Genomic DNA, 12,296 nt, shown 5'->3' with positions numbered 1-12,296 from the left:
ATGGATTGCCGCGAGATCCACGATCAAGGGGTTCTCGAAGGCCCGCGCGGATATGTCATCAAGCTCACTGGGGAGCTCATAACGCCACTGGATACTCGCATCAAGAACAGTCCGGACGGNCAGTTTCACCAATGCACGGTGGCCGGCGAGCCCACGGGTCGCACCATTTGCCTGTTCGTTCCTCCGCGCTCCTTCTAGGGATTGTCACCATGACACAAGACCTCAACCGCATCGAAATCGATCTGCAGCGCATGTCAGAAGGCTGGACGATGCCATCAGGTAATTCGATCCAGATGCCGCCTATCCATCAGTGCCGAATTTGGACCCTGAAGCACATTTGATGACGTTTTCCGTCATGCCGCGCGAAACAATCCCCTCCCGGGGGACAAGCTTTGCACGCCCGGAGATCAGCCTTTACCCTGTACGTGTCTGGGACGCGGTTCGGTCTATCGTGCTACTCGCTCGGGTTTGTCCGCCTTGTAGAGGACTTCGAGGATCTTTGCCCTTCAGTGAGTTTCGTGACCATGGCATCAAGCCAAGCGATCGGCGTTCCGATGACCTACCGGCTGGTACGTCGCCACCACGCACGAACCATCCCTTACAATGACAAACGTATTGGGCAATCGCCCGATGGCAAATTCCACCAATGTGCGAAGGGCGCCAACTTTGAGCTAGGCGACCATACGCTTTGCCTATTCGTTCCGAACCAGGGAGCGTGATCATGACCGCGCCTTTGAGAATAACAGAAGCTCAGGAAACCTTCCTTGCTTATATGTCGTCATGGGGACCAATCGGCACGGACATAGCCTTTAGCATCGAAGACGCAGCTACGGACCTCGGCTACCGTCATCGCCGCTCGATCTATTACCTCTACTACCAGCTTCGCGACATGGGCTTGGCCCAGATGCTGAAGGGCGAAGGCTATAACGGCAAGACGGCGTTCCGATGCTATGCGAGGCCGGAAGACTGCGAAGTCGTCATTATCGCGCGCAAGGGCAGGGCGAAGGGATCAACCAATCCCGTTCAAGCCGGCAAGCCCAAGAAGCTGAAGGCAAGAGCCCGCAAGGTCAAGGCTAAGCCCGCTCCCAAGCCATCGCGACCAAAACTCATCTCATATGTTGGTTGCGCCGGCCAGCCGGAATGGAACCGCATATGATCCGGCTTCATCTTCCGTTCCCGCCATCCGTGAACCCGCTGTAGGCCAACGGCGGCGCTCGTCGTGGGACCAAAGCCTATGACGACTGGGTAAAGCTCGCCTCGACCGCGACCAAGGAAGGCGACCGGCTTCGAGCTTGGCCCCTACAGCCTGTATATCTGCCTAAAGGCGCCGGATAAGCGCGGTAGGGGGTCCGTTTCTCATTTCGCCCGACAACACTGGCGCGTCATGACGATGAATTCAGCTTCGGCCCGCCTCAGTCGTCTCGCGGTGGAGAGGGGCCAGGCCGACGGCCTTCACTCTTCGCAGAGACCTGCACTAGCTGCGAGAGGTTCAGCCAGCCGTTCGCCCCATTAGTTTCCCAACATTGCCATTTGGTCGGCATGCTTTGCGCCAGCGGGTTCATCTCGTTCGAGAGGCAGAGTGAACAGGAACACTGCCCCACGAGGTTTATTCGCGGTGGCCCATAGCCGGCCCCCGTGAGCCTCGATGATCGAACGGCAGATCGCCAGGCCCATACCCATACCGGTGGATTTGGTCGTGTAGAAGGCCTCAAAAAGGCGGTCCATACTTTGCGGGTCCAGGCCTGGACCCGAGTCGCGCACCCCGACGACCACGCCTCCTGAGGCCTCTGTCTCGGTGCTGATCAGCAACTTGCGCTCTTCTTCATTAATGCCGCTCATCGCCTCGATGGCGTTCATGATCAGGTTTAGGATCACCTGTTGCAGCTGAACGCGATCCCCTTCCACGGACGGGAGGCTCGTCGCGAATTCGGTCTGCAGCGTGACGCCTTGCCGGAGCACTTCACTGCCGGTCAAGGCGATCACGTGACGAATGGCTTCATTGAGGTCGAACTGCCCCTTGCGAGGGGGCTCCTTCTTGACCAAGGCGCGGATCCGGCCAATGACATCACCGGCCCGATTGGCGTTCTCGACGATCCGGCCGAGCGCCTGAGCCACCTCCTCCAGATTCGGCGGATAGGTACCGAGCCAGCGCAAGGCCGCCTGGGCGTTGGTGAGCGACGCGGCGAGCGGCTGATTGACTTCATGGGCGATGGAGGCTGTGAGCTGCCCCATGGTGGCGACGCGGTTCGCGTGGGCCAGTTGCCCCTGCGCCTCGCGCAAGGCTTCCTCGCTCTCGCGTAACGCCTCTTCCGCCTGTCGGCGCTCCGTCAAATCGAGGACGAAAGAGACACCTTCGTTCCTGCTTCCTTCCAGCATTGCACCGCCGATCAACACGGGCAGACGGCTGCCATCTTTCCGAAAGTACTCCTTCTCGAACGGTTGAACTGCCCCGATCAGCTTCAGCTCTGCGATGGTCCGTGCGTCGCGGTCGCGCCATTCGGCCGGCGTCAGGTCCGTCCAGGATAGCCGACCCGAGGCAAGATCCTCTCGGTCGTATCCCACCATGCAGAGGAACGCGTCGTTGGCCTCAAGAATACGACCTTCGATATCCCAGATGACGATCCCGATGATGTTGGCCTTGACGAGGCGACGGATCTTGGCTTCGCGTTCAGCGAGATCGCGGTACAACCGGGTATTCTCCAGTGAGATCGCTGCCTGAGAGGCGAGCAGCTTCAGCACCGCGATCCGGGCCGGCGCGAAGACCCGAGGGGCGAGGTTGTTCTCAAGATAGAGTACTCCGGTCAGTTGGCCCTGGTTGAGCAACGGCACACAGAGAATGGAACGAGCATGGCGCTGACAGATGTAGGGGTCCGCGGAAAATGGATTTTGAGCTATGGCGTCGCCGAGAACCACGCTTTCGTTTGTGCGCAAGACATAATGAAGGAGCGATTCCGGCAGCGTGATCGCGGTAACGATCTCGTCACGCAGCTGCACCACGACCGTTTCGCCGCCGGTCGTGGCCTCCGCCGTGATCCGTGACTCACCGCCACGCGGCAGGATCAACAGGCCGCGCTCGGCCCCCGCCTGCTCAACGGCGGTGCGCAAGACCGTGTCGATCAGCTTTTGAAGGACAATCTCGCCAGACACGGCTTGCGAGATCTTGATAACGGTTGCAAGATCGAGTTGCTCGATCGGTGCACCAATGGTGCTGGTTGGAGCAGGAGCGCGTTCTTCCCCTCTCAGGTCAGGATAAAGTTGGTCGAGTTGCCGCACCTTACCGTCGGCGCCCCAGCGCAGATAGCAGCCACGCGCGTTGCGCAGATAGAGACGAGTGAAGTCCTCGAAACCTCCCTGCGCATAAAAGCGGGCGGCGAGTTCATATGCGAGGGCTTCATGATGAATGAAGCCGTTGGCACGCGCCGAGCGGATCGCTTGTTCGTAAAGCCGCACGGCGTCGATTTCGCGGCCTTCAAGGCGTGCTATCTCGGCGCCGACCAGCGCGGCTCGGTTCTCGAAGTTCTCCGGGCAATTCTTCGCATAGATCTGAAGCTGTCGGTGGTGGGCGACCAGAGCCTCCGTATGCCGCGCCCGCTGGTCAGCCACAGCAAAGTCGCAGCATGCGGCGCGGGCCAAGGCGCCATAGAAATGATGTTCCGGCGTTTCTTCGAAATGCGACACCGATGTCCATGGTAGCCTCTGCGCCCGCAATGACGCATCGACGGCCGCCTCATAGTCGCCCGCAAAGAACCGCGCCTGGAGTTTTCTGACGAAGTAGCAGGTTTCCGCAAGAATCAAATTCGGATCGTCGGAAAACCGGCGTTCGATCTCAAGTTCGTCAAATCCGTCGTCGTCGAAGGAGCCGAATTTCCGGGTCAACCCGCGCAGCGTCCGGACGAGGCCGAGTTGCGCGCTGACGAGGTCTATGACGAACTGGAACCGCACCTTCTGCGCAAACGCAAGGCCAATCTCCGCCTGGCGTTGCACTTCCATAAGCGGATCTCCCGCCGCCAGCAGGTTCGAATTCAAACTGGCATAGCTGTATCCGGCAAACGTGAGGTCGCCGCTCTGGTTGGCGATTTCAAGCGCTCGCCGCAAGATGTCGCGGGCGGTTCGGACATGTCTCGTCCACGGTATGACGTGGGCCCCGAAGTCTTTATAAGTCCTGGCTTGGAAGCGCTTCAGTTCGCGCTCTTCAACCAGTTGGCAGCCAAGCCGACCGAATCGAAATCCGGCCGCATAGTCGCCGAAGCGCGGTCCGGCAATATAGCCAAGCGACACATAATGGTAGCAGGAACCGTCGCTGTTGCCTCGCTCGAGGCTCAGATTAACAGCCAGGCAGATCGCCATGCATGCAAGATTCGCATCGGTATGCCATACCGCCCCAACGAGCCGGGTGAGGATATCCAGCGTCGCGGAGGATGCTGGGTCGCTCATCAACGGGAGATCAATGAGCTCCTCGATTGCGCGGCTCCCGAGCTGCGACCAGATCCGGCCGTATTCTCGTTGCACCTCCTCGTCGACCGGATGCGGCGACCAGTCGATGCCGAGATGCTGCCTCAGGTAGTCGAGACCGACGGCGGCGGAGCGGCTGGTCTGACCGAGCGCAGCATAGAGATCGATGCGTAGGCAGGCCACAGCAGCCTGGTCGTCGGAGCAGACAGCACAATTGGCAAGCTGTGCCAGCCGCTCCTCCGCGTCCGCCAGCGCACCAATGAGGAACTCGCATTCGGCTCGGTTCAGCTCAAGCGCGAACGCCAGTTGGTGCTGGCGCTCCCAGGCGTCTTCCGGCAGCAGTGTCGTGCCGGCAACAAAATAGTTGAGCGCCGAGGCATATGCCGTCGAGGCCTTGGCGCGTCTGCCGGCCAGCAGATTGAACTTCGCCAGTTGCTCGCGCTCCTCAGCTGAGGTGATCAGTGCGGCTCCGCGATTGAGCTGGCTGACAATCTCGAAAACATAATCCTCAATTAGCTCCGGCGCCGTGTTCGCCGCAAGCAGTCTCCCTATGCGAAGGTGCAACTCGCCACGTCGCTCTTCCGGGATCAGCGAATAGGCAGCTTCCTGAACGCGATCGTGGACGAACCGGTAGGCGCCTGCCAGACGCTCGAGCAGTTCATGAGCGACGGCAGGCCACAAGGCCTCGGGGACTTGTTCCTCCGGCGTCTCGAGGACGAGTGAAAGCATCGTGGTATCTGCGATGTTTCCAAGACAGGCGAACTGCTGCAACGCCTCCCGCGTTTCGGGCGGCAGGCGCGCGAGCTTGCCGACCATGAGGTGCACGACGTTGTCGGTGTATCCCTTGGCGTGAATGCGCTCGAGATCCCAGGACCAGCATGCCGCGTCATGATCGAAGGTGAGCATTCCCTCTTCGGCGAGCGAAAACAGGAACTGACGGACGAAGAACGGATTGCCGCCGGTCTTGTCGAGCATCATCTGTGCGAGCGGGGCTGCACGCTCGGGCTGACAGTGGAGCGCATCCGCAATCAGCTGTTGGAGATAGTCTTGAGTAAGCGGCGCAAGCGTGATTTCCGCGACCTTGCCGCCGGCGGTCTTGATCGCGTCAAGCTTCCGCATCAAAGGATGGGCGGCAGTGACTTCGTTGTCGCGATAGGCACCGATCAGCATGAGATGCTGCAGATCCGACCGGGTCAGCAGATCCTCCAGCAGGTCGAGTGTCGCCGCGTCGAGCCATTGGAGATCGTCGAGGAACAGCGCTAGCGGATGTTCGGGCCGGGCAAAGACGCTGATGAACCGCCGGAATATCAGCTGGAATCGCCGTTGCGCGTCCTGTGGCGAAAGTTCAGCGACCGGCGGCTGGTCGCCGATGATGAGCTTCAGTTCGGGGACGAGATCGACCATCAGCTGTCCGTTCGGCCCCAGCGTCTCGCTCAGCGCCTCGCGCCACGGTGCCAAATCGGCCTCGCTCTTGGCGAGGAGCCCCTTGAGCAGGCCCTGAAAGGCCTGCGCCAGGGTTGCGTAAGGGATGTCCTTCTTGTACTGGTCGAATTTGCCGGACGCGAACAGCCCGCGCGGCGGCACCAGTACTTTGTGGAGTTCATTGACCACCGCCGACTTGCCGATGCCGGAATAGCCAGAGACGAGCACCAACTCCGGCGCCCCGCTCAACACTACGCGGTCGAAGGCCGTGAGCAATGTCTCGACCTCGCGCTCCCGCCCGTATAGCTTCTCGGGAATCAGCAGTCGGTCCGGGATATCGCGTTCGCCGAGCGGGAACGCATCAATCCGGCCCTGCATTTCCCATTGGCTGAGACAGCGCCTCAGATCGTGCTCGACGCCGCCTGCCGTCTGGTATCGTTCCTCGGCCGTCTTGGCGAGCAGCTTCATGACGATGGCCGAGACTGCCGGTGAAACATCCGCCGTCCGCTCGTTGGGCGGCATCGCCTGCCGTGCAATGTGGCAATGCACCCATTCCATCGGGTCGGAAGCGGCGAAGGGCAGGCTCCCGGTCAGCATTTCGTAGAGGGTCACGCCGAGCGCATAAAGGTCGCTGCGGGAATCGATCGAGCGGTTCATGCGCCCGGTCTGCTCGGGGGCCATATAGGCAAGCGTTCCGGCGATCACTTCGGGCGGCTCGGGCGCCTGCCGTTCGCGGGAGAGGCGCGTGGCGATGCCGAAGCCGGTGAGCCGCACCTCGGCGCCCGAGCCCGTTACCAGGATATTGGTCGGTTTGATGTCCTTGTGGACGAGGCCGCGCTGGTGGGTCCTGCCGAGCGCAGCGGCGATGCCGATCGCGAGGCGCAGGAAAAGCTCCGTTTCCATTGCGGTTCCGAGCCGCCGGGCGAGCGGCTCGCCGCCCGGATCTTCAAGCACCAGCATGGTCCGGCCGCCTTCGCGCACCAACTCAAGCGGTCGCACCGCCCATGCGCTATCGAGCTCATCCTTCAATTCATATTCATGGTCGAGGCGTTCGAGGCTTGAAAGTGTCGGGTGCTCGAGGGCCGGAAGCACGACCAGTACCGGGTTCCACTTGCCGTCGGCGCCTCTGCGCCGTTCCCGGTGGAACACGCGATCACCATCCTCCCAAAGAACCTCCAAACTGCTATCTCCACCAACGCCGAAGAAAGAGGATGTGCTTATTTGCCGACTTCGTCACCTCGCCTGTCTCATTTGGCACTGCCACTCTCGTTTCGGAGATCCGTCCAATCACATTGGCCAAAGCGAGCACACATGATGAACCGTAACCACTTCCCTGCCTTCTTACCACATCTCGCCTGTTCGTCCCAGCGGATCAACCGAGCGGCTATCACCCCGCCCCTTCGATGCATGGTCCGCCTCTGCCGACGAAAGACCGCCCAGCGGCGGCTGGGCGGCTGGGCGGATCGTGGACCCGCAGAGCTTCGGAGGGAGGAGCCGGCGAAGCTTGTTGGTAGCAAGGGGGAAATTCGCTACCTGCCTGTCTTGAGGCAACGACTAGAGACTAGCGATTAAAAAGACGACGGAAAATTATACTGTGGTTTCTCCTTGCGATACCTTGGAATACCGGCATCGAGCCCATCCCCGAACGTGCTCAGCGAGTGACATGTTCATCGATCGGCGATACCACCGTCGCTCCAGGCGCGTAAGCAGGGACTGTCAACAACCATCGGCTATTGAAAACTATCCAAGCGTATAATGTCCTCTCCAGCCGCCTTGTCTTAGACTCGAGCGATCCTGAAACAGGGAGCGGTCATGATGGTATCCCCATACTTTGTCCCCCACGCGTCGTCGACATCCAACACCAGGAAAGTCAGTGTGTTGGTCGCGGATCCGGAAATCGACGTTTTTTCCCCTCTTGTTGCACGTCTCCTTTCTGAGGGACTGGCGGTTCGGCTGGCCACGAGCGTTGCTGGAGCCAAGGCGCAGCTTGAAAGCGACGTGCCCGATTTCGCATTGATTGAACTCAAATACGTTGACGGCAATGGTTTTGAGATCGTCGAAGCGTTGGCAAATCTGGGCACTACACGCGTCGTGGTCCAAAGTAACTACTGCAACATCAGCACGGCGGTCCGTGCGGTCAGAGAGGGAGCCAGTGACGTTTTGCCGAAGCCGATGGAGGTCGATGTCGTGCTGGCCGTGCTGCTTGGACGAAATCTCGATTCCGCGCCGATCCCCGATACGATTTCGCGGCCCGAGGCCGTTCGCATCGAGCATATCAAGAGAATTTACACCATGTGCGGGGCGAACGTATCGCGCACTGCGCGCACACTTTGTATGCATCGAAGAAGCCTCCAACGCATCATGGCGCGGGATTCCTTCTCACTATAGATAACTTGAGTTCAGCTGCCACCCCAGCGGCGTCTCGTATGATCGAAACGCCGCAGACAAAGATTGCGTTCGTCGTCAGCACGGAGCCCCGGCCGCCTAGAGCAAATCCGGGAATAGTATGGATCGCTTTTCGGTCCGGAATTGCGTAAAACAAAAAGATAGTTCAGCGGTGGCGGACCAGTTTTGGCCGAAGCTGCACTAGCGATGGCGCCCCGGCACCTCTGCGCTCATGCGGACCACATTGGTGCGCTCATATCCTATCCGGCCGACAGTACTTTTTGACGAGGGTTGGTCCCCCGAATCGCACGGCCATTCTCCCCCGACATCGCCATTGTTGATCACTCGCCTGCCATCTGTTCCTTCAGGCTTGTCTTCAACAACCCGAACTTGGCAGAGCACGTGTAACCGTGAACCCCGGCCGGTCTTGAGGGAGCGACCTTGTCTGCCATGCGAGAGGTCCAAAAAGAAGCCTCCCGGGGGTTGGGAGGCTCAAGGCGGGCCGATCGGGGGCGATACGGCCTGGGAGGAGAAAGGAACCCGTACCATAGAGGAGGGCTCCCGCCCGGGCTATTGGCCACCAGGAAGGATCGATTACCAATGAGGAGGGGGTGACCTATACGCGCGGCCAAGACCTTTATGAGTGCGTTTGCGGCTTTCCCGGCCCGAGCATCAGCTTGTCGGCCATACGCGCGAGTTCGGGCAAGGACCTGGTACCCATCTTCTGCATGACCTGGCTGCGGTGAACCTTCACGGTAATCTCGCTCACGCCTAGATCGCCGGCAATCTGCTTGTTCAGCCGTCCGGTCACCACCAAAGCCATCACCTCGCGCTCCCGCGGGGTCAGGCTATCGAAACGCGCGCGCACCGTCGCCAATGCCCTTTCATTTTCAAGCCACACGCGGTCGCGCTCCAGGCCGACGTAAACGGCGTCGAGCAAATCCTGGTCTCGGAACGGTTTCGTCAGGAACTCGACCGCGCCCCCCTTCATCGCCTGGACGGACATGGGAATGTCGCCATGCCCGGTGATGAAGACGATCGGCAGCTGAATATTTTCTCGCGACAGCTCGAGCTGAAAATCAAGACCACTTTGTCCCGGAAGCCGGACATCGAGCACGAGACAGGTCGGTCCGTTGGGTCGTCCAGACCTGAGGAAGTCGTCCACAGAGGTGAGGAGTTTCACGTCAAAACCGACGGACCGCAGCAGGCTGCCAAGCGCCTCGCGGATATCCGGGTCATCATCGATGACAATGACGGTTGCCTCGGTCATCGCCAGCGCCCCCCAAGGTCAACCGAAGCTTTGGGACGTGCAGGATCTGCACCCACTGCAGCAGCAGCGGGCAAAGCCCAACCAGCAGAGCGCCAATGACGCGATGAGAACACTCCTCCTCTCTCCTTCGTCGCTGCCGAAACGGAGTTTTTTCACACACCAGAATGCGCGCTAATTGCCTCGGCCACAAGGCTAAATGCGGGCTGCCCAAGAGAGCGCTTGGGCGGCCTGCGGTCTGCCATGGCGTGCCGATGCGCCACATGGCCGGCGTCTGCCGTCACAAGGGGACACGGATGCCGCAAGTATCAGGGCGGCGCGAGGCAAGCAAACCTCAAGCACTAGCGACGCTGTGCCGAGTGAATCCGGCATACATTGATGAGACGTCAGCGATTGAGTTCGACCAGGCGCCGCACCGGGCCAAGCCGCAGCCAAAGCGCCTGGTGGTCGCGCCGCTGTCCGGCCATTTCGCCACCCGTCCGCGCGGCACCGTCGAGACCTTCGAGACCTTCTCCCACCCACCTCTTCTGCATCACCGACTGGCCCGACGCGCGCCTGGTGCCGCTTTCGCAGGGCGCGTCGATCTCGAAACTACATCGACTGTCTCATCTTCATGTTCCGGGCGCTCCGGGGCAAATGCCCCGCTCGTTGCCGCAAGTCTTAGGCATCTATACGATCGTATAGCTTGCGATGCCTTCGTCGCGGTTGGATACTCAATCCATCCAGTCAAGCGCGCCACAACGCTAATTCGGCACGAGGCCGATCGGCGAAGTCGGGAGGCGGCAGTGCTAACCAAGAGACCTCTGATTGCGATCGTCGACGACGACGAGTCGATGCGCGAGGCTATCAAGGGGCTCATGAGGTCGATGGGTTTTGATGCCGAGACCTTTTCATCCGCGGATGATTTCTTGAGATTCCCCCATATCCGCCGCACGGCCTGCCTGGTGACGGACATCAATATGCCCGGAATGAGCGGGATCGATCTGCACCGCCGGCTCGTCGCGCTGGGCAAGAGCATTCCGACTGTTTTGATCACCGCCTTTCCGGAAAAGAATGTGCGCGCGTCTGCGTTGGGCGCGGACATCGTCGGCTGCCTGACAAAACCGTTTGGCGAACAGGTTTTGCTTGATTGCATCCATACTGCGCTGGCTCTCGGTAACGAGGGGGAAAGGGGTTCATGAGGTCGCAAAGACCTCTGCTAGGCAAAGCGCGCTGCAACTCTGTTTTAATCCGAGGTCCAACGGCCTCGACGTAACCACGACCTGTGGGCTTCGATCCGCCGCAGCAGGTCAAGAAAACTCAGGCGAGGGGCGGTACCAACTGGCGGGCGCGGTAACGCTTGGGATCGGAGCGCATCCAATCTAAAGCCACCCCCCTGAAAATCCCGCGCGTCGCAATCCGATCACCAGAGGCTTGCATCGACGCATGATGTTCCAGAGCAAACCGGTTCGGTAGTTTTCGATCATCAGCACGACCGGGCCTTGGTCAATGCCAAAGTGATAGGGACTCACCCACCATCCGGTCGGACTGTTTTCCACGGCATAGGTCTGGTTGAACGACGGTTTGAAACCGTAAAGCCGCGTCATGCCGAGCTTCATTCGCGCAAAGTTGAGGACTGTTGGCACGACGATCTCCGGCGCGAACGGCAGTGAGGCGACAACGACCCATGGCGCGACGGTGCCATCGTCAGGTCCGAAGGGCGCGCCACGGGCGATGTAGTCGAAGAACTCCCGGTCGACGCCATTGATCGCCCGCTTACCCCAACCTGGTCCGTCACAGGCGGTAAACCCCCAACAATATTCCCCGTAACCCGCAAAACGCATTGGGTTGCGAATTGCATATTCCTGCTGCACGAACGATGCCTGCCGGCTGTTTTCAAAGTAGTCGCTGTGGTGCTGGCGCATGAACCCGTCACGAATGCCTCGAAAGTCTACCCACATGTGCGACAACTGGTGGGTGAAAAGCGGCCCCGAATAAAGCAATTCGCGACCATAGATGTTTCTCCATTCATAGCTCGCGGTGTAGGCGGCGTAACTCTCCGGCGGCAATGGATGGGTTGGCGATCCCAACCCGAGAATGTACAGCAGCAGACCCTCATCGTAGCCGCGCCAACGATGGGGAATAAACCCGCTTTCCGGGTGCCAGCCATGCGTCAAAGTGGGGTCGCCATCGCAAGCCCACATCCAGTCGGCTCGCTCGTAAAGCGCCGCCGCAAGCTGGCGGATTTCTGCCTCATCGGCCGTATCGCCATCAAAATAGGTCGCTGCGGTCAGGGCTCCGGCGAACAGGAAAGCCGAATCGATGGTGGACAATTCGCATTGCCGGGCCCGGCGGCCCGTTTCGATGTCCAGAAAATGATAAAAAAAGCCCATGTACCCGGATGCATCGGGCTCTGGCCCCTGCGGACATTCCATCAAAAACCGCATTCGCTTGCGGGTGATCTTTGCAGCGAATTCGCGGATGATTACCCCGCGCTCGACAACAACGGGGATTGTCGCCAGGGCCATGCCAATTGCCGCGATGCTTGCCGGGGCATTCGGTTCGGTTTTGTCGCGAACCAGACCGTTGTCCGGGTTCGTGCATTGGAGATAATATAGCAAGGTGGTGAATTGCAGCCGCCCCAGATCCTGGTCGGTTGGCAAACGGTCGAGGGAGGGGTCGGTCGAGATGATTTCGGGCATGATTGCTAACCAACTATGACGCGGATGTCGTGCGTGTCCCCGTCTTCACTAAGCCGCACATTTCTGTCCGCCATCGGTCTTTCGTCCAG

8 protein-coding genes are annotated in these 12,296 nt (G+C 60.0%); 4 read left to right on the top strand and 4 right to left on the bottom strand.

The genetic code is table 11. From position 1 onward, the window contains the following. The first annotated feature begins 209 nt into the window (after window positions 1–209). Both A3C3_RS48005 and A3C3_RS0130175 read left to right on the top strand, forming a co-directional pair. Window positions 210–341 (top strand): hypothetical protein, encoded by a 132-nt coding sequence (locus A3C3_RS48005; protein WP_267903864.1) that lies wholly within the window; start codon window positions 210–212, stop codon window positions 339–341. Window positions 342–721: 380 nt separating this feature from the next. Further along, window positions 722–1,156 carry a hypothetical protein gene (locus A3C3_RS0130175; RefSeq protein WP_084797068.1) on the top strand — a complete coding sequence of 145 codons (435 nt, stop codon included), beginning with the start codon at window positions 722–724 and terminating at the stop codon, window positions 1,154–1,156. Window positions 1,157–1,509: 353 nt separating this feature from the next. On the opposite strand, the gene A3C3_RS0130170 is transcribed toward A3C3_RS0130175, so the two are convergent. After that, window positions 1,510–7,053, bottom strand: coding sequence for a trifunctional serine/threonine-protein kinase/ATP-binding protein/sensor histidine kinase (locus A3C3_RS0130170; protein ID WP_022718302.1), 5,544 nt, complete (start codon window positions 7,051–7,053; stop codon window positions 1,510–1,512). Window positions 7,054–7,749: 696 nt separating this feature from the next. Here A3C3_RS0130170 and A3C3_RS39615 point away from each other — a divergent pair. Then, window positions 7,750–8,262 carry a response regulator transcription factor gene (locus A3C3_RS39615; protein WP_051154535.1) on the top strand — a complete coding sequence of 171 codons (513 nt, stop codon included), beginning with the start codon at window positions 7,750–7,752 and terminating at the stop codon, window positions 8,260–8,262. A gap of 634 nt (window positions 8,263–8,896) precedes the next feature. Here A3C3_RS39615 and A3C3_RS0130160 read toward each other — a convergent pair. Continuing rightward, the gene (locus A3C3_RS0130160) at window positions 8,897–9,529 is read right to left on the bottom strand and encodes a response regulator transcription factor (protein WP_022718300.1); all 633 of its coding nucleotides are present in this window, start codon (window positions 9,527–9,529) and stop codon (window positions 8,897–8,899) included. Window positions 9,530–9,912: 383 nt separating this feature from the next. After that, window positions 9,913–10,044 carry a hypothetical protein gene (locus A3C3_RS48000; protein WP_022718299.1) on the bottom strand — a complete coding sequence of 44 codons (132 nt, stop codon included), beginning with the start codon at window positions 10,042–10,044 and terminating at the stop codon, window positions 9,913–9,915. 267 nt (window positions 10,045–10,311) lie between these two features. Between A3C3_RS48000 and A3C3_RS0130150 the strand changes: the two genes are divergently transcribed. Next, a complete protein-coding gene (locus tag A3C3_RS0130150) occupies window positions 10,312–10,707 on the top strand; it encodes a response regulator transcription factor (protein ID WP_022718298.1) in 396 nt (131 codons plus the stop codon). A 180-nt stretch (window positions 10,708–10,887) separates the two neighbouring features. Here the strand turns inward: A3C3_RS0130150 and A3C3_RS0130145 are convergent, their stop codons facing one another. Then, window positions 10,888–12,207 carry a glucoamylase family protein gene (locus tag A3C3_RS0130145; protein ID WP_022718297.1) on the bottom strand — a complete coding sequence of 440 codons (1,320 nt, stop codon included), beginning with the start codon at window positions 12,205–12,207 and terminating at the stop codon, window positions 10,888–10,890. Window positions 12,208–12,296 lie beyond the last annotated feature (89 nt).

This window comes from Rhizobium mongolense USDA 1844, assembly GCF_000419765.1.
In the GTDB taxonomy this organism is placed as follows: Bacteria; Pseudomonadota; Alphaproteobacteria; order Rhizobiales; family Rhizobiaceae; genus Rhizobium; species Rhizobium mongolense.
The sequence above is the reverse complement of the archived record's forward strand: the minus strand, read 5'-3'. Positions and strand labels throughout refer to the sequence as shown.

Bases quoted from the DNA above. Each gene is read 5' to 3' on its own strand.
- A3C3_RS0130160 (WP_022718300.1), bottom strand. From the start codon at position 9,529: ATGACCGAGGCAACCGTCATTGTCATCGATGATGACCCGGATATCCGC.
- A3C3_RS48005 (WP_267903864.1), top strand. From the start codon at position 210: ATGACACAAGACCTCAACCGCATCGAAATCGATCTGCAGCGCATGTCA.
- A3C3_RS0130175 (WP_084797068.1), top strand. From the start codon at position 722: ATGACCGCGCCTTTGAGAATAACAGAAGCTCAGGAAACCTTCCTTGCT.
- A3C3_RS0130145 (WP_022718297.1), bottom strand. From the start codon at position 12,207: ATGCCCGAAATCATCTCGACCGACCCCTCCCTCGACCGTTTGCCAACC.